This window comes from Pontibacter chitinilyticus, assembly GCF_039748935.1.
Lineage (GTDB): Bacteria > Bacteroidota > Bacteroidia > Cytophagales > Hymenobacteraceae > Pontibacter > Pontibacter chitinilyticus.
On record NZ_JBDIZJ010000002.1, the window covers coordinates 550790 to 570323 of the forward strand.

Here is a 19534-nt window from a genome sequence, read left to right on the forward strand (position 1 = left end):
GTTCTATTAAGGTTTACCCGCTGCTGAAGCCAGAAAAGCAGCCAGCTTCTGTGCGTAAATTTGGGCTAGAGGTGCAGTGTAGGCTAACGGTTAGCGCAAAACAACCCAATACCTCTATTGCTAAATCCTTTAAAAGGTTACAAAGCAACTGTCTTTTTTAACAACGGGTAAGTAGTAAACGATTCGCACGCTTATAAATTGCATTAACTCAGCCGCTTAGTATAGGATAAAAAAGGCCCTATAACAGAGGTTACAGGGCCTTTACTTGCTAGTTATACATTAGCTTAGTGCGCCAGCAACAGCTTTTGCACCGCCTGCACGCCATCTGCCTGAATGCGCAGCAGGTATAACCCGTTTGGCAGGTGCGACAGGTCCAGTTCCTGCTGCGTTGTAAGCCCCGCCTGCCGGTGCCGGTATACGTCTTTGCCTACCAGGTTCTGCACCGAGATCTTTACCTGCTTCAGCGGCTGCCGGGCATAAAGCACAATGCGGCCGGAAGTAGGATTTGGCACCATGGTGATACCTGCCTTGGCTGCCTCTTCGGTGATACCGGTCGGGGCGAATGTTGCCTGCAAAGGTTCTGAATAATCAGAGTAGCAGCCTGCCTTGCTTTGCACCCGCACTTTGTATTGCCCTGCAGCGGTAATGGTAACTGATTGCGAAACGGCAGTATCGGAAAGCAGCTGCCCGTCTTTCAGCCACTCATACCTGGCGCCTGCCACATCAGCTGTTAATACTGCTTCCTGCTGCATAATGACAGGCTTGTTGGGCTGGGGCATAACCGTGATCCAGGTGTGGCCATAATAACTTTTACAGGCACCCCTGATAGCCTGCACCGAGTACAGGGTGTCCGCCTGCAACACGGTAACGGCCACCGTGGCGCCTTCGGCAATGGAAGCTTCTCCTAAACTTCTGTACCACTTGTACGTCAGGGCGGGATCGGGCTGCAGCACCCGGAGCGTGATCGTCTCCCCGGCACAGGCAGAACCGGCTTCTGCTACCTGAGGCGCTTCGGGAGTGGCAAGTGTTATTTTCACGGTATCGCTTATACTTACGGCACAAGTGCCTGAAACTACTTGCCGCCTGTACCAGGCATTTGCCCCTGCATGATCCGGCGTAAAGCTTTGGGTATTCGCTCCCTGCACCGGGGCAAACTGTACACCATCTGCACTATACTCCCACTGGTATACATAACTGCCGTCTCCTCCGGCAGGCACCGATCCGGTAAGCTGAGCAGGAGCCGTATCGGCGCACAAGGTTTGGTTGCCACGAATGGTGTTGTTGATAATAGCAGGACTTACCAGCACGCTGATAGTGTTGCTTATACTTTCGTTGCAGGCTGCAGCCGATACCACTACCCGCCGGAACCAAGTTGTAGCTGCCAATAAGCTTGGTGTATAGTTCTGCAGGTTGTTAGTGCCGGCAGCTGGAGAAAAGCTGGTTCCATTTGTGCTGCTTTGCCACTGATAGGTATAGGTTCCGTTACCGCCTGTTGGCGCAACGCCGGTGAGTGCTGCCGGGACTGTGCCGGCGCAAACCTGCTGGTTTCCGGAGATAGTATTGTTGGCAAGGCTGGGTATAACCGTTACTGTAACCGGACTCCGGGATTCCGTACTTGCGCCGCCACCTACTTGCACATAGTATGTTTTGCCAGAGGTGAGGAGTGGCGTTGTGTAGGTCGTTCCTGTGGTTAGCGGTGTACCGCCCGTTGCTGCAGCGTACCAGTTGTAGGTGAGCGCCGCATAGGGTTGCGTTATCGTTAAGGTAGCCGCTGTGCCGGCACAAACAGTTACATCTTCTGCAACGCGCGGTACACTCGGCTGCTGTACGGTAACGGTTACTTTGCTGCGGTAGCTTTCACATTGCTCTCCAACCGCTATATACGCTACATATAAGTCTGTATCAGCCAAGAGAGCGCTTGTAACCAGGGTTGTTCCTTTACCCAGCGGCTCACCCTGCGCATTGTACCAGTAATAAGTGATGTTTGGAATCGGATCCAGGACACGAAGAGTAGCCTGAGCGCCTGCACTGATGGTAACATTGTCAATGCGGGGAGCCACCACACGGGGGTTAATTGTAACTTTTAGCACATTACTGTATGCCGCTGATGTTCCGGTAGCCCCTGGTGTTACGCGCCTCCTGAACCATGAGGCTATATACAACTTACCGGGAGCGCAATCCCGGCTGGTGGCATTGGCTATACTTATGAAGTTGGTCCCATCCGTACTGCTTTCCCACTGGTAAGTATAATCGCCCGTACAGGTGGGCGTCGATCCGGTTAATGTGCCCGGATGGTCTCCTTCACAAACGCTCCCGACCCCAGTAATGGTGTTAGTAAAGACAGAGGAGGCGGTTGTGAAGTATCTGTAATTGTAGGGGTAAGCACCGCAGGCATTGGTGGCATATACCTCCACGCCGCCAGTTGAGCCCACAATAGCTGTGATGGAAGTAGTACCCTGTCCGCTCCGGATCATCCAGTCTTGTGGCACGTGCCATGTATACATACTGGCACTGCTCACTGCCGGTACAGTAAGGGTGATGGTGCTGCCGGTGCAGGCCAGTTCTGTACTGGCAACCATAGCGCCCGGGCTTTCCGGCCGGGTGGCGGGTTGCACCTGCAGGCGCATCGCTGCGGACGCGCCGCAGGCGTTTTCTGCCAGCACGGAGAGTTCCGCCGCATTGCTGCCGGCCTGTATAGTAACAGTTGTTGTTCCCTGCCCTGCTATAACCGACCAGTCGTTTGTTGTCTGCCAGGTGTAGGAGGTGGCACCGCTTACGGCATCTACCTGGTAAGTGACAGCCGCTCCTGAGCACGGAGCAGAAGCGCCGCTGATAACATTAGGTGCTTCAGGTGCCGTTGTACAATTTTGCGCCGAAAGCGTTGCCGCCGGCACTATCAGAAAGAGAAATACAAGTATAAAGGCGGGTAAGGTTTGCTTCATGCAGGCGCAGTGGAGAATGGATGATCTGAAAACTTTAGCACCTGTAATTATACAACTTATACTATATGTTTAAAAGAAAATATAAATAAAAGCGGGAGCAAAGCCCTTTGCAACCGAAAGCAAGGTATGCTCTCCTTTTAAGGCTAGCCGTTCAAACCAAAAGCCAGGGTCTGAGGGAATACTGCCTCAGGCCCTGGCTTTTGGTTCGAACGGCAGAGAAACTTGGCTTCTCTGCTACAGCATTTTATTTAATCCAGCTTGGTTACCCGGAGGTAGTCGAGCATAGCCTGGTTTACCTCGCCGTTCATGTTGGCATTGGCCGGCTCCAGCGAAAGCGTGAACTCCGTGGTACCCTTCTCCAGCCTTACCTGCACCGCATTCGTAAAGCCCCAGTCCGACCATTCGCCATCACCACGCTGCGGCAGCACGATCGCTCCCAGAAAGGTGTTGCCGCTCTTCAGCGAGCGGATGGCACACTTGTTACTGGTGTTAATCGGGCCGTTTCCGTTGGCATAGCGGAAATCAATGGCATAGCGGCCGGCTTCAGGCACCGTTACTTTCATCGTCAGGCGGGTATTTTTTTCTTTGCTGATCTCCACAAACCCTTTGCCGGAGTAGCCTTTGTAGGGCAGGTTTGCTTTGCCTGTCGCTGTCGCTGTCGCTTTCTCCAACTCGTATACTTGTTGTACTTTGCCCGGCACCACTACAGGCTCGTTGGCAAACGATTCCAGCCCCTGGTTATCCACGGCAATCACCTGGTAGGCGGCATAGGTACTGGTGGCAGGCAGTTGCGTGTCTGTGTTTTCCGTTGTCAGCAGTTGCTGCCCGTTTCGGAGCACCCTATAGGTTACGGCATTCTCTACCGGCTTCCACGACAGAGTACCGGCTGCGTATGCAACAGCAGGGGCCGCAGGCGCGAAAAGCACTTCTTTCCTGTTCACCTGATCTCCGGTAATGGCATTATTAGCCAGCCCAATCTTAATGCTATGCTTTCCGTTCAATGATGCCGGCACCTGGGCATTAGCCAGCGTGTTGCCGTCCATCGTAATGGTTTTGATCTCGTTGCCGTAGCCATTCATCTCTATGTCCAGCACAGCGCCCCTATAGGTAAAGTTGGTGAGCTTGCGCGGACCAGCCAGTGCTTTCGGCACAAAGGGTTTGAACACGAGGTCGCTGGCTTCGAAATTCATCCCGAAGAGCACTTTGTAGACCAAGCCCAGATTGCCCGAAAGGCTCCACAGCATGTTGCTGGAGTTGATCTGCGTGCCGGCATAGTCGCCATTGGCTGCCACAAAGTTCTCTTTATTCGTTAACCACAGGGCTGAGGGGCGGTAAATGGCGCTGATGCTTTGCATCACGGCTGCTTCGTTGCCGGCCTTGGCTGCTGCCAGCGTCCAGTACGACTGCACAAAGGGCCATACTGCGTTGTTGTGGTAAGGCGGTATGCCCGGAATCTGCGGGTAAATAGATGGGATGCCGAATGGCGTAACAGGCATATTGGCCACAATGGTAGCTTGCCTGCCTGCATCGGCCACGTCAAAAAGCACGCTTAATGCCTCGCCCAGTGCCTCTGCTTTCGGCGAAAGTATTTTGAAGTTCCGCCCGTACAGGTACTGCCCGTAATAGCCTTTATCGGCCATCCAGAGGTGCTCATTTATACCTTTGCGGATAGTTTCTGCCAGCTGGTTATACCTGGCAGCCGCCTGGTTATCGTGCAGCAGCCCGGCCATTTGCGCCAGTATCTTGTTGGCGTTGTAATGCACAGCATTGGTGCCCAGGTTTTCGGAGGCATAGATATCTACCGGCTGCATCCACTCCGGGTACGTTTGCTCGCGCCAGTCCAAAAAGGAGGATTCGCCGCGCACCAGGCCGGTTGTGTTGTCATAGGCATTTTTGATGTCTGCCTCTTCCGAGTTTTTGATGATCTCGTACGCCTGCTGCAGCCAGTCCCGGTCGCCGGTTACTTTGTAGAGCTCCCAGGCAGCCGTGGCCCAAACAATGCGATCTGTAGAAACCGGGTAAGCGCCGCCTGTGCCGGTATCCTGTATGATATGGCCGTCCTGCACTTTGCGCAAAAGGCTATACTTAGCTACCTGCGGCTGCAACGTGGCCATCGACAGAATAATGCTGTAGCTGATGTCGCGTGTCCATACCCCCGCCCACTCTTTGCCGGTGCGGAAGGTGCTGTCGGGCTCCACGGCCCGGATCATCTCCTCCAGCGACATGTTGTAGAGCGCATCCGCCACAGGATAGGGAGAGGTGTATTGCGGAAAAGCCGAAATGTCTTTGCTTAGCTGCCAGCGGTTGGCTGTCAGTTTCTCTTCCTTAGGCGCATTCAGCACCAGCGTGGTTTCGTAGATGCCGTCGCCGTCCGGGTCTTTCAGTTCCAGCTCTTTGTGGTTCGCCAGGTTATCAAAATCCCAGATCATCGGGTCGGTGCCGCCGGCAACAAACACGCCTTTAAAATCTTCTTTATAGATCTTGTCGCCGTTGAAGGCGGTATAGTAGCCCTGCTTTTTAAAGGCATCCAGCACCGGGCGCATGTCCAGCTGCAGCTTCAGGTTGGTATTAGGGGCCAGGTAGGTATTTGCCGGAATAGCGGTCGTATCTACATGTTGCTGCCCGAAGGTGATCAGCGGTGCCTCGCAGGTGCCGCCGTTGGCCAGGCAGCTAAACTGGTGGTCTTTGCCGGAGATCATTTCATTGTCTTTGCCGTTGATGCTGAACTTGAAGGTTAGCTTGGGACTCAGAAACTCGTTGGCCGGGCTTTTATAGTTAGACACCATCTCGGTGGGCGACAGCACTTTCGCAATGTATGGCCCCTGCACCACGCTGTCGGGGTACACGGCATAGGCTTCTGACTGCCAGAGCGGAGCCGCCGGTGCTTGGATGGCTGACTGTGTAGCTGCCGTGCCCGTTGTGGGCTTCTGCGCCTGGCAGGCGCCTAACAGCAGCAGGGAAAGGAACAGGTTAGAGGAGAAGGAAATCGGCTTCATGGCAATTTAGTTATACTTAAGTATGCGCGTAATGCTCGTAGCTTGGCAGCGGGTACAATTACTGGCGTGCGTGCTTCCGCCTCCAAAGGTACGGATGTAAAGAGAAGGTTGTATAATAGCCCGGCGCCTGTACCCGTAAATATTTGTCCGCTTTAGCAGGCGGCGGCGCTGTATTGCGTCAGAAGTTGCTTGCCACCAGCTGCCTGTAGGCAGCTGAACAGAGAGCCGGCTGCGCGCAGATCGGGGCCTGCCAGCTCACCCGGAAATGTGCCGGAACGTAAGAAACAGCAAAGATGAACTTAATCCGCTTTTAATTCTTTACCTTTAGTATAGCAGCGCTTCTAATAAAGCAGCGCCTCAATTGAGGTGAGCCCCTCCTTTATACCCAGCACCATGCACCACACCAGCACCGAGGCTACCAGCCTCACGTTTTTAGCCAATCATATTAAACAAGCTATCTTCATTTATGAAGTCAGCTCCAATCAGTTCACCTTTCTGAATACCGCTTTTAAGCAGGCACTCAAGATGACTGAAGGAGGCACTGTCAACGCCTCATCTTTACTCAAGATGATCCATGCGGAAGACCGGCAGTACGTAATAGAAACCTATCAGAAGCTACTGGATGGGGAAGATAGCTACGAAATAGAGTTTCGCATAACCTTGCCTGACCAGGGCGAACGGTGGGTATGCCTGACGCACTTTCTGTTGGGCAAAGCACCCGGCGAAAAGCGTATTATAGGGTATACGGAAGATATTACAGCCTCTAAGGAATACAACGACTACCTGAAGAAATTTGCAAATAAAAAAGATTCTGTGCTGCACATTCTGGCGCACGACTTAGCCGGCCCGTTGGCCATGATCCAGAGCCTGTCCGGAGCGTTGGCCCAGCAAGCAAAGCCTTACGGCAGCCACGAACTTGATGAGTTTATTGAACTGATCGGGAGGACCAGCGCACATGGTGTTTCGCTGATCCAGGATTTTACCAACCATGAATTTCTGGAGACAACAGGGGTGGACCTGATCAAACGGAGAGCAAACATTGTCGCCAGGTTTGCCGAGATCATGGAGCAGTATCAGCTATCGGGAAGAAAGATCGCCAAGACGTTCTATTTCCTTCCTTCCCGGAAAGAGATCTACATGAAGTTTGATGATGTGAAGCTGATGCAGGCGGTCAATAACCTTATTTCAAACGCCATCAAATTTACTCCCGAAGGCGGCATCATTACCGTAAGCCTGGAAGATAAAAAGGAAACCGTGCTGATAAAGGTAGAAGACAACGGCGTGGGAATACCGAAGAAGTTCTATGCCACCCTGTTCGATAAGTTTACGAATGCCCGCAGGCCGGGCCTAAACGGGGAAACAACTACGGGGCTTGGCATGTCCATTATCAAAACTATTGTAGAATGGCACAAAGGGAGCATCTGGTTTGAAAGCGAGGTAAACGTAGGCACTACCTTCTATATTGAGCTTCCGAAAGTATAACTGTGGCTGGCTTCTCCCAACTGTTAGCCCGACAGCAGCAACTTGGTGCTTAGGAAAAGTTAAATTAAGTATAAACCAAGTATAAATTAAGTATAAAAAACATACCCGTTTCTTCGTAGACAAAGTGTTACCAGTTCTTAGTCTGATGAAGAAGGAGGAGTACACGTCTATCACAACACAGGAGCGCTACGATTTTATCGCTTCCCGCTTAGAGCAGCTACAAAATGCAGCGCCAGGCTCAGCAGCAGCCAAAGAATTAAAGCTACTAACAAAGCTTTTAGTCGAATTTGAAGAGGCAAACCTGCAATCCAATCCGAATCACTCTAAACGATTCTGAACTGAAACTGCGCATTTTTAGCCCTCCTGCACCTCTTGCTACACGCTGTCTTTGTACAAGCAACTTTGAGGCGGAGCCCGGTGCTGCTGCGCTTCAGTTGTTTCTTCGGTTAGCGCTCTCTGTTGCTTACTTAACTACTTTCATCAGGCCCTGCATCGTATAAAAGTGGCCGGGCACCGAACACTCATAGGTATAAGTACCGGGCTTTTCGGGAGCAGTAAAGTAGATCGCTTCCGAGGTGTTTGGCTGCAGCAGGTTGGTATGGTATAGCAATTTATCTGTTTGAGGAATATAGTTCTTCTCCTGGCCTTCCAGCCCAAGTTTCATCGCCAGTTCTCCCACCTCTATGGCCGTTCCCGGCATCACGACTACGAAGTTATGCAGCATGTCGTCGTTGTTGCGGAACACTACTTTTACCGTGCTGCCGGCCTTTACCTGAAACTGGTTCGGCTCAAACTTAAGCCCCGGCTTGGTACTCATGTTGATGGTGAAATCGGCCCCTTTTGTCCAGGAGGCGGGTTGTTCTGTCACGCGCTTGGCGGTTGAGTTGGCAGCTGCTTTCTTGGCAACAACAGCTTTGGCTTTAGGTGGTTTAGCGGCAGGCTTGGCCGCAGCCATTGCCATAGCAGCATGGTTGTGGGCCGGTGGTGCCTTGGCAATAGCCAGCTTTTCTCCGTCCGGAATGTTGTTGAGTGTATAGTAAGCGACATCGTGCAGCAACAGCTTTCCGTCTTCTCCCCGTACGCCTTCTGTATTGATCTCATGGATGTAGCCTTGTCGCAGGCCATCAACCACCAGCCGGGCTTTTAAACCATCCTCTGATACCACCACGCCGCGTACCGGGCAACTTTCGCTGTTGATAACGGGGCTGCCATAGGTAGCATGATACTTATAGTTGAAGCCTGTTATTTTGTACGAGGCAGGATCGGCGGCCAGTTTACGATCGACGGGTTTGGTAAACGTTATTTCAAATCCATCAGGCATGGCATGCACTGTTTTCATTTCGAAAGGCATTCTGCCTGTCCATACCAAGCGCTGCAGGCCGTAGAGGTCTTTCCCAGTGGAAGACCATCCGCGGCTCGTCATACCACTGAACATGGAGCCGTCGCTGCCCCACACCAGGCGCAGAATACCCGATGAAAAGCCTTCGCGGAACGGAAACACGACGCCCTGGTATTCGCCTTTCACTTTTTCAAAGTCCACGCGCGTTACCTTGCTTTGCCCCTGGTCTCCGACAAAGAGTTGGTTTTCAAACGGGCCAAACTTCCCCTTTGTATCATTCAGCAGTATACCCGTGGTAGAAATGCCAAGTATGCCGTGCGGCAGCCACACAGCCGGCGCTTTTAAGGCAGACACCCGCTTGGTTACCTCGTAGAGCGGTTCGCCTGTATTCGGCACGTCTTGCGGCTTCAACGCAACAGGAGAGCCCGGCAAACCAGACCAGCGCAGCCCTTCTGCATTTCCTACAAAATCGCCTTTTTCTACGTGCGTAATACGGCCCGATCCTACCCAGTCGCCCTGGTTTTCGGTGTAGAAAACATCCCCGGCCGCATTCATACCAAAGCCCGAAGGTGAACGCATGCCGGCAGCGACCGGCGTCATTTTTCCATCCGGCGTAATCTCCAGCATCCAGCCCCGCCAGGGTGCCAGGCTTACGCCATGGCCTAAACTATTGCTCCAGCCCAGGTTCAGGGTTACCAGCATGTTGCCGTTAGGCAAAAACAAAGGCCCGTATGAGTACTCGTGGTAATTGCCCGATAAAGGCCAGGAGTATATTTTATCGTAAGTGTCAGCTTGTCCGTCGCCATCTGCATCGTGCAGGCGCGTTACTTCGCTACGCTGTGTTACGTAGATGTCGCCATCTTTGTAGGCAAGCCCCAAGGGCTCGTGCAGCCCGTAAGCAAAGCGCTTATACGTTGGCTGCTCGTTGCCGGAAATGTTCGGATTAGAAACGATCCATACTTCGCCCCGGCGGGTGCAGATAGCCAGGCTGCCGTCGGGCAACGTAGCCATGCCGCCTACTTCCAGCACAACTCCCTCAGGTATGGGCAACGAAATAAGCTTGTAGTAATCATCTTCTTTCTCCGGCGTTGCTTCCACCTTCTCCAACCCTTTTGGCGGAGGGGCAGGCTGCTTGCTCCCTGTGCTGGGTGTTTTAGCCTGCGCCCATACCGGCGAACTGCTTCCGATCAACAGGCCGGCAACAAGAAGTGCGGCCTTCGCTATAGGATATATGCTGTTACTCGTTTTCATGAGGATGTTCTGCTCTCTTTTGCGCTTACCAAACAATAGAATATGTTACCACTGCCGCTTCGTCTTTCCCTTTTGCATTGACAGGCAGCAGCAACTCCTGCGTATGCCGGGCAGTGCGCCGGATGACAGGTTTTGCTTTCTTTGGCAGTTCGATCAGGTATTGCTTGTCGTTGATGGCATACAGGCCGTTAGGTAAGGCGGTGATCTCATCTCCTTCGGCTACCCGGCACCAGATTGCGCCTTTTTCCTGCCCCGGCATCACTATAAAAGTATGGACCAGCTTTTTGCCGCCTTCTTCCGGGGCAAGGGCTTCGCGTACGCTGGCGCCCCCGATGGTATACTTAAAGGTAGGCCGGCCGGCTTTATCGACATCATAGCCCACATAATTGTAGCTGGCATTAGAGTCGGGCCAGGCGGCATTTTTATCTGACAAGAATGTGAGCGAAGGCTTTCCGGGAAATTCAATCACACTGCCCAGCGGAACAGCCAGCTGGCTTTCGCCGCGCTCATGCCACATCGGCGTTGTTTCCAGAAAGTTGCCCCGCCATATTTGCAGAAAGTCTCCTGTGCGCAGGTCGAGGGTATAGTTGGCATTGCCAGGTTCTCCCACCGAAATAACATGCGTCTTCTTGTCGCCCTGGTGCTCGATAAAGCTCCGCTGCATGACGGGGCCATTCTCTGCCAGCACTTTGATCGCCCCGACTGGATCGGCTGCACGAAGTGGCGCATTCAGCAGCGTGAAAGGCACGCCCGGCCCCTCCACTGACAGGGTGATATCATTGCTTGGCGCGTACCAGTGGCTGTAGGTCTTATAGTAGGAGAGCACCAGCGGGTGATCGCCTGCTTCCAGGTGCACCATAGCCGCGCCACTGCCTACGGTTTTCCCATCGAAGCGGAACACCTGCTGATCGCCGATCGCAAGTTCTCCGCCGCCATTCGGGCTATCAGGCTTCGTATCCAGCGGAATCCATTTGAGCGCCAGGTTAAACAGGTAGTCGCCTGTGCGGGGCACATGCAGCGTGCCCGCTATTTTGCCTGCAAAGTTGTTCTTATCTCCCGGGGCGAGGTGCTCCAGTACATCAACTTTCATTTCGGTGGCAGGCGCAAGAGCATCAAATTCGGATACCTTGTTAAACTTTCCTTCGTAGGAGCGCAACGTCATATCAGTTAAGGTGACGGGCTCTGTTCCAAAGGCTTTATACCTGATGTTGCGGAAAGCAACGGGCGCGTGGCTTCCTTCCAGCATCAGCGGACCCAAGGGCTTTTCATCCTGAAAGGCTGCCCCGCGTGTCGGCCCGGTTACGCCTATATTTTCCTGGATCGTAACGCCATTCTGCATTACTTTTACGAACCGGGCATCGGCAACCTTTTCCCCTTTCGCGTTAAAGCGTGGAGCCCGGAATACAATATTCAGGTGCTGCCACAAGCCCGGGGCTTTGCTCACGTTTTGTGCCGGGGCATGGCCTTCGTAACTTTTCTGACCTTCCGGTTTGGTATCGTCCCAGCGTGCGGCAATAGCGCCACCATCTGCTGATGTCGGATTCTGCACACCCCAGCTGTCGAGGAGCTGCACTTCGTAGCGCCCTTGCAGGAAGATACCCGAGTTAGCGCCTTTATCCAGCATAAAATCCAGGTCCAGCTCAATGTCGCCATGTTCCATGGTGGTAAAGAGGTTCTCCTGGCTTTTTGCGGAGGGCTCGTTTACCAGTACTCCTGTGCCCGGCTTTGTTTTCCCTTCGCCTGCTTTCCTGAGGTCGTAGAACACATCGCCCACAATTTTCCAGTTGCTGCCTGCTGGTTTAAAGACATTCAGGTTCTGGAGAGAGATGCTTGTATAAGGCAGTTCTTTTTTCTGTGCTGAGACCTTGAAAGCAAAAAGGAACAGGCACAAAAGGAAAGGAAACGTGTAGCGTTGCATAGTATAACTTTTATTTCTAAGCGTAAAGGGGTTGGCAAAGGCTTCCCTTGCTCGTTAGTAGCGGCTTGCCTGCTCAGGGTAAGTACAGGCAAGCCGCTACTAAATCGGCAGAAAACCTTCTTCAAGAGCTGTTAAGATAACATTTATACCTTAAAGAACAGCGCTTTCAGAAGATTTTAAGCGCCTGCTATACTACGGCATTTACACGTTCTTTCCGGCACAAGCTGGTCTGCGGCAGTTTGGCTTTACACAGAAGCAAAGGAGTGGGAAAATACTCCCGCTACTTTGCTTCTGTAATCTCTAAGATCACGCTGGTGCGCCAGGCACTTACCTGCGGGTTAAAGCCAATTGTCATCAGGTAATTTCCGGAGTATGCAGCCGTTCCAGTTATCGGCGATGTAGTGCCCGGGTAGAGGTTCAGTTCTTTCACGTGGTACTGCTTCGCAGGGTCTAAGCCGTTCAGCTTCACTGGCGAGCGGCTGCCGTCACCAAAGCGGTTGCTGACCAGGTAATTGAACATGATGGCTTTGCTTTTGGCCGCATCCACATACATCAGCGATGCAAAATCGTTCTGCTGCGGGTTTACGAGCCGGTACAGGTCGCCGTGCCATACCACATCCTGGAACGACTCATACGTGGCGACAGCATCCTGTGCGAACTTCAGATCCTCTTTGCCCAGTTTGCTCACCACAATATCAAATCCCATTTTACCCATCATGGCCACATCTGTCCGGAACTTAAGCGGCTGCTTGCCCCAATCCGTCACGTGGTTGTCGTGGGCGATGGCGGGGAAGAAGTAAGAATATTCCCACTGAATGAATATCCGCTCCAGCGGGTCGGTATTGTCGCTCAGCCAGAACTCGGTAAAATATTGCAGGGCGCCATAGTCTACCCGGCCGCCGCCGCCGGAGCAGAGCATCATGGGCAGGTTGGGGTACTTGGCCCGGAACCGCTCCAGCACTTTGTAAAAGCCCCGCACATACTCCACGTACAGGTGCGACTGATTGGAAAGGTAAGCAGAATTAGCATTATAGATTACGGCGTTACAATCCCATTTAAAGAAAGCGACGCCCGGGTTCTCAGTCATGATTTTGTCCAGCACGCCAAACACATGGTCCTGCACGGCCGGGTTGCTCAGGTCCAGCACCAGTTGGTTGCGGTACAGGTGCTCGGGGCGGTTGGGCTGCCGGATAACCCAGCCGGGATGTTGCTCATACAGCTCGCTCTTGGGGTTCACCATTTCGGGCTCTACCCAGATGCCGAACTTCACGCCATTTTTCTCCGCCTGTTTTACCAGGTAGCCGATGCCATGCGGCAGCTTTTTCACGTTCTCCTGCCAATCGCCCAGGCCGGCCTTATCGCTGTTGCGGGGGTATTTGTTGGCAAACCAGCCATCGTCCAGCAAAAACATATCGACGCCCAGCTTGCTGGCATCTTTGATCAGCGCTGTCAGTTTGGGCTCGTTAAAATCAAAAAAAGTGGCTTCCCAGTTGTTGAGCAGCGTCAGGCGCGAGCCGGTGCCATTCAGTATCTTATACTTGCGGGCCCAGGTGTGCATGTTGCGGCTGGCTTCGCCCTTTCCTTTATTTGAAAAAGTATACACGAAGGCGGGCGTTTTAAACTCCTGCGCAGGCGCCAAAGTATAGTCAGACGCATATGGGTTGATGCCGGCAATTACCCGCAGGTTGTGAAGCGGATCCACTTCCAGGTCGAACTTAAAATTGCCGGTCCACTCCAGCGAGCCATACAACACCTTACCCTCTTCCTCGGTAGCAGGCTTATCAAACGAAACCATAAAGGTAGGCGGCTGGTACAGGTTGGCGCGGGTACCCAGCTTAGAATCAAGCACTTTGATACCGGCTGTCAGGCGATCTTCTTCGGGCTGCATCTCTCTGGCCCAGTCGCCGTGGTAATGGCCCAGCCAGTAATCGTCGGCCGACATGTATAGATTGGCCGACGCATACTTGTGCAAAATAACATTGTCTTTCTCGTTATTCCGGATAACTGACCACTGCTCCACCACGTTCTCATCGCGGTATACTTTATAGTATAGCGTCACTTCAAAGTTGTATACCGGGTCTTTCAGCAAAATGCTGGTTATCGAAACGTCATCACTTTCCTGCTGCACCTTGTGGCTGATATAGTGCAGGGCCAGCGAGTTGTTGCCATCACCATGCGTTACCTGAATGGCGGGCTCTACCAGGTTGCGGGAACCGGCCGAAGTATAAGCCGCATTCAGCACCCCGGAATAATCGTCTCCCCGTTTATACATGCCCGGAATAAGCTGATACTCCGCCTCGCTTTTCAGCTTTGTGCCGAAATAAATGATGCCTACCCGCTTGTCTTCCCCCACCTGCAGCACCAGCGCATTGCTTTTAGATTCTATGGGAATCGTGATTTTCGTTTGAGCAACTACATTGGCGCACAACAGGGTAAACAGTGCCAGCAGTACGAGTTTTACCTCCCGAACCGGTTGCCGACGGGATGCAAAACGGAGTTTCCTTTTTATCATGTATGAAAGCTGTATAGTTTTATAGTTGTCTTAAAGGTGGCTCTAAAGCTTTGGTGCAAACCGCTCTCAAGGAAAGCGATTCTGTATGTTGTAGCGCAGCCTCTGTATGAGCGTTTAGCAAAACAAGGCACTTTATACTTGCAGAAGCATATTACCCCAACTGCAGTATTCCGGCATTTCCTTTTAAAGATACAAAACCGCAGCTTTTCCTGCGCTATTTATTATCAGGAGTATACTTTCTAGAAGAGTGCATGCGGCAAACCCCGCTTCACATGCTTGCTGCTGCACGCGTGGCCCTTTCAATTCAGCAATTCTATTCATTGCCTTTGTCTCGCAGCATAAGTATGGCTCCGTTCTTAGTCTCTTGTTGGAGACACCCGGTGGCACTGCTGGTTCCTGTTTGTTTCCTGTGATCTTTTAGCTATATTTTATCCTTAGTATTCAGAATACGACCGGCCGTAGCTGCTGCGCCGGAGCAAAACGAGGGATTAATGAAGGAATCAAAATGGATCTTGTGGCTGCTTACTGGCCTGCTGGTTGGAGCATGCTCGGGCAATACCGCTTCGAAGGAACCAAACCTGGAGAAGTATAGCGACTGGAGCACGTATGCCGGAGCAAAAGACGGGAACCGCTACTCTTCCAACGAGCAGATCACGCCTCAAAATGTGCCACAGTTGCAGGTGGCCTGGACGTATAGCACCAACGATAAAGATCCGGAGAACCACTCACAGCTGCAATGCAACCCCATTATGCTGGATGGCATCTTGTATGGTACGTCACCGCAGCTCAAGCTATTTGCGCTAGATGCAGCCACCGGGCAGCAGAAGTGGCTGTTTAACCCTTTTGCACAGGCCAGCCAGGAAAAAGATGCGTTTGCGGCCTTTAATGTGAACCGGGGCGTCACGTACTGGCAAAATGAGGCTGGCACTGATAAACGCATTTTCTATAGTGTAGGCAACCGCTTATATGCCATCAATGCTCAAACCGGGAAAAGTATACCCACTTTCGGGCAGCACGGGTTTATTGACCTGCGGCAGAACTTAGACCAGGAAAATACCGAGAATGCTTACGTGGCCGGCACTACGCCAGGCATTATTTACAAAGACCTGCTTATCTGGGGCATGCGCCTGTCCGAAGGTCCCGATGCGCTGCCGGGCCATGTCCGGGCGTTTGATGTACGCACCGGTGAGCGCCGGTGGATCTTCCATACTATTCCGCATCCGGGTGAGCGGGGCTACAACACCTGGGAAGACCCGCAAGCCTGGCAACGGATTGGCGCTGCCAACAACTGGGCAGGTATGGCCTTGGATGAAAAAAGGGGCATTGTATACATTCCCACAGGCTCCGCATCGCCCGACTTTTATGGCGGTGTAAGAAAAGGGCAGAACCTGTTTGCCAACTCCATTGTGGCTTTAGATGCTGCCACCGGGCGCTATATCTGGCATTACCAGGTGGTGCACCATGACTTGTGGGACCGTGACCTGCCCGCTAACCCGAACCTGCTAACTATAGAGCATGACGGCAGGAAAATAGATGCTATTGCGCAGATCACCAAACACGGGTATGTGTTTTTGCTGGACCGCACCAACGGCAAGCCTATTTTCCCGATAAAGGAAGTGCCGGTACCAACCTCCGACTTAGCCGGAGAAAAGACCTGGCCAACCCAACCTATTCCGACACTGCCCGAGCCGTTTGCACGCCAGAAGTTCGGCCCCGAAGATGTAACGGATATCTCCCCTGAAACCCACCGCGACATGCTGGCAAAGTATAAAAAGATAAAGTACCGGACCATGTTTGCGCCGCCAAGTAAAGCCGGAGGCTGGATCTTCCCGGGCTTTGACGGCGGCGGCGAATGGGGTGGCGCCGCTGTGGACCTGGAATCGAACATCCTGTATGTGAACAGCAGCGAAGTACCCTGGGCCTTAACTATGATTGACGTGCCAAAAGAAAATACAGCTGAGCCTACCTTGCAGAGTGCAGGCAAGGTGGTGTACAACAGCTACTGCATCGCCTGCCACGGCCCGGACCTGAAAGGCAATGGCTCTTCTTACCCTTCGCTGGTAAACATCGGGAACAAGTATACGAGCGCGCAGGTGCGTAACATTATAGCAAATGGCCGCAACATGATGCCGTCGTTCAAGCAAATACCGGCAGACGAGAAAGATGCTTTGCTGGCCTTTCTGCTGCATACGCCCGAAGAAAAAACAACACTGGCCAGCAAGAAACCCGGCGGTTCTGAAGCGAGCAATGCAAAGGAACCGGCTACTGCTGGCAATACCCCAAAAGTCAGAAAGCTCCAGGATGATGTTCCTTATACGATGACCGGCTACAATAAATTCTTAGACAAAGACGGTTACCCGGGTATAAAACCGCCTTGGGGCACTCTTAACGCAGTAGACCTGAATAGCGGCAAACTACTATGGAAAGTGCCGCTGGGAGAGTACCTGGAGTTAACGAAAAGAGGCATTCCACCCACCGGCACCGAGAACTATGGCGGTCCGCTGGTAACAAAAGGCGGGCTGGTATTTATTGCCGCGACAAAAGATGCTAAGATCCGGGCTTTCGATAAAAAAACTGGCAAAGAAGTATGGCAAGCCAGTTTACCCGTACCCGGCTATGCTACGCCGGCTACTTATACCTTTGCCGGCCGCCAGTATGTGGTCATTGCCTGTGGCGGCGGCAAACTCGGTAGCCCGTCCGGCGATACGTATGTTGCTTTTGCCCTGCCCGCCACTACGCATGAGCCGCAATAGGGGAGTTGCCGATGCCCTATACTTCTGTACCCGTAGGCGCGAGCCATCCTGCAGCACTTCTGCCGCTCTCTATCAGGCTAATAGAAAAGGTATAAACGCAAAAAAGACCCCTGGTCAGAGGGGCCTTTCCTGGTCCGATTAGTTTCTAAAGGAAACTTCTCAACTTTTAGCCGCGCAAATGTACATCAGCCATTTTGATTTTCTTGTATATATTTAATAAATAGTTTTATCTATAAAGCTTCCTGCAAATAAAAATCTATCAATTAGCCAGTAACTGCGTCTAAAACAAGTAAATAGCGCAGCAGGCGCCGCTATGCTTTATGATTCAGGCGTTTTAAAATTAAGCCAATACGCACATCTCACATTGATCTGTCTTCGTTATAAAAAGACACCTTAAAGTACAGGCAGATGATAACGAAGCATATACAGCATTTCCTGACAGCCTTTTGCCTCTTAATAATTCTGGGGATTTCCGGCTGCCAAACCAGCAATGCACCAGTTGGTACGAACATAGAAGACAACAGACGCCTGGCGCCCCAGCGGGTAGACATAAGAGGCAGTATTGTCACGAGCCGGTATGACAAAGGCCAGGTCATGCTGGAGGTTAATGGCTTCCCTTCATCAGAATCCCGCTATGAGCGGGCGTATGTGCTTGTGGAACCTACCACTCAGATCGTTGGCGCTGACGGGCAGTCTATGAGTTTAAGCGAGTTACAACAGGGCCAAAACGTAGCCATTCTGATGAGAGGTGGGGGCCAAGGCAACTTCGTGGGCGTGGGCGTTGCCCGCAAGGTATGGATAGAATCTACTTTTTAAACCAGAGTACCTGGAGGGTTTCTGTGAAAGCAGAGATGACCTGAAACGACTTCAATTTTCTTGTGAAGACATAAACTTTGCCGTTGAAAGGCAAGGTTTATACTTGCAGACGAATTTATGTTCAGGAACTCCCGCAGGATGTTAAATTTATCTTCCTGTACTGCCGCTTTATTCTAACTGTTGAGGGTAAGGTATTTTATACATTAATTATAAAACAAAACAATTCAAAAGAAGTATAATACCATATCAATACTGCTGTTCCAACCAAACAAGACAAGGGCTAGCACCTGAGCCCATTTAATTTCCTCCTTCCCTGTTGCAGCTTTGCCTTGGCCCGAATGCGTGCCAGGCTTACTTCATCGTTACGTCATACGTTTCTCTTTTTATCTAAGCCAAAGTATACCGTTGATTTACTGCCTATACCGCTTCTTTACCGCTTATACCTTTCTCTTTACCTTTCATTCCAGCTTTGGACCAACACTTCCCCGTTGATCCATCCTTAGCAGCACCCTTGCTACCGCTCCTGGCGAAGACACTTCATGTATACATTTTGATCAACAGTAAGGCGGAGAACTGCTGTTACAGCACTATTCTTAAGCTTTTAACCTATAAAACTATGCAGGATTTCCTAAACAGCGACACGAGCGAGTTTGAACGGGAGTTTGAATTTGAGGACGAGGCAATAACAGCCTCCGATGAATTTGAGTTAGGCGACGAGGAGTTAGGAGAGAATGGCGACAGCTATGAACTGGAGGACGCACTGGGAAACGACGAGGAGTATGGAGACGGCTTTGGGCCGGAGACCGAGGCAGACTACCTGTCGGAGTTTGAGGCTGATGGCGAGCCCGCCTTTGGGTCGGAGCAGGAGTTTGAAAACACCACGGAAGGAAACTTTGAGCGCCGCCTGTACGAGATCTTTTCGCACAGCTACGAAAACGAGTATGAGTTTGAAAACGACTTCAACCAGGTGATGCACGAGGTGCAGCGGGACTATTTCTGGAATAGCCTGAAGCGCTGGGGACGAAAGCTGGCGCCTGTAGCCAAGTTGGCCCTTAGGGCCATACCCGGTGGTGGCACGCTGACAAACGCCATCCGGCAGATAACCCGGGACCCGCGGGGGCTGCTGAAAACGCTGGTGATGAAGTTTGGCCCGCAGGCGCTGAACGCGGTAATACCGGGGGCCGGCGTGGCCCTGGGCGCCCTAATGTCGAACAGAGAGACCGACGATGCGGCAAGACAGGCGGCCCGCGACACAGTGGCCCTTGCCAGAGAAGCCTACACGAACTTTGCCGATGAGATCAGCCGAACAAACTTCCCCACAAACATAGCGGGCGCCAAGGCCCAGCTGAACGATATTGCCAGAAACTCCTTTAAGAAAGCCCAACGCACCGTGCGGCTTGGCTCCAGCAGGCACCGGTATCGAAAAGTGAACAGAAAGGTGGAGGACATGAAGAACGGCATGTATAAAATCGTCACCATCACTTATAAACGAGTATAAACAGGAGCCTTTTCAGCTTTGTTAACA

10 protein-coding genes are annotated in these 19534 nt (G+C 52.2%); 5 read left to right on the forward strand and 5 right to left on the reverse strand.

Translation table 11 applies throughout. The annotated features are described in order from the left end of the window. Positions 1-284: 284 nt before the first annotated feature. Both ABDW72_RS05895 and ABDW72_RS05900 read right to left on the reverse strand, forming a co-directional pair. Positions 285-2942 carry an Ig-like domain-containing protein gene (locus ABDW72_RS05895; protein WP_347157535.1) on the reverse strand — a complete coding sequence of 886 codons (2658 nt, stop codon included), beginning with the start codon at positions 2940-2942 and terminating at the stop codon, positions 285-287. A gap of 248 nt (positions 2943-3190) precedes the next feature. Further along, a complete protein-coding gene (locus ABDW72_RS05900) occupies positions 3191-5938 on the reverse strand; it encodes an alpha-L-rhamnosidase-related protein (protein ID WP_347157536.1) in 2748 nt (915 codons plus the stop codon). 393 nt (positions 5939-6331) lie between these two features. Between ABDW72_RS05900 and ABDW72_RS05905 the strand changes: the two genes are divergently transcribed. Beyond that, entirely contained in the window at positions 6332-7420 is a 1089-nt protein-coding gene (locus ABDW72_RS05905; RefSeq protein WP_347157537.1) for an ATP-binding protein, read from the forward strand. Between the two features lie 145 nt (positions 7421-7565). Beyond that, positions 7566-7757: a hypothetical protein gene (locus ABDW72_RS05910; RefSeq protein ID WP_347157538.1), complete on the forward strand. Its 192-nt coding sequence runs from the start codon at positions 7566-7568 to the stop codon at positions 7755-7757. Positions 7758-7883: 126 nt separating this feature from the next. Here the strand turns inward: ABDW72_RS05910 and ABDW72_RS05915 are convergent, their stop codons facing one another. The 3 genes from ABDW72_RS05915 to ABDW72_RS05925 form a co-directional block, all read right to left on the reverse strand. Next, a complete protein-coding gene (locus ABDW72_RS05915) occupies positions 7884-10010 on the reverse strand; it encodes a plastocyanin/azurin family copper-binding protein (RefSeq protein WP_347157539.1) in 2127 nt (708 codons plus the stop codon). Between the two features lie 25 nt (positions 10011-10035). Continuing rightward, positions 10036-11928 carry a 3-keto-disaccharide hydrolase gene (locus tag ABDW72_RS05920; protein ID WP_347157540.1) on the reverse strand — a complete coding sequence of 631 codons (1893 nt, stop codon included), beginning with the start codon at positions 11926-11928 and terminating at the stop codon, positions 10036-10038. Between the two features lie 280 nt (positions 11929-12208). Further along, the gene (locus tag ABDW72_RS05925) at positions 12209-14440 is read right to left on the reverse strand and encodes an alpha-galactosidase (RefSeq protein ID WP_347157541.1); all 2232 of its coding nucleotides are present in this window, start codon (positions 14438-14440) and stop codon (positions 12209-12211) included. A 491-nt stretch (positions 14441-14931) separates the two neighbouring features. On the opposite strand from ABDW72_RS05925, the gene ABDW72_RS05930 reads away from it, so the two are divergent. The 3 genes from ABDW72_RS05930 to ABDW72_RS05940 all read left to right on the forward strand — a co-directional run bounded on the left by ABDW72_RS05930 (position 14932) and on the right by ABDW72_RS05940 (position 19507). Beyond that, positions 14932-17193: an outer membrane protein assembly factor BamB family protein gene (locus ABDW72_RS05930; protein ID WP_347157542.1), complete on the forward strand. Its 2262-nt coding sequence runs from the start codon at positions 14932-14934 to the stop codon at positions 17191-17193. Positions 17194-17601: 408 nt separating this feature from the next. Next, positions 17602-18009: a hypothetical protein gene (locus tag ABDW72_RS05935; RefSeq protein ID WP_347157543.1), complete on the forward strand. Its 408-nt coding sequence runs from the start codon at positions 17602-17604 to the stop codon at positions 18007-18009. A gap of 616 nt (positions 18010-18625) precedes the next feature. After that, on the forward strand, positions 18626-19507 hold the full coding sequence (locus ABDW72_RS05940; protein WP_347157544.1) for a hypothetical protein: 882 nt from the start codon (positions 18626-18628) through the stop codon (positions 19505-19507). The last annotated feature ends 27 nt before the right edge of the window (positions 19508-19534 follow it).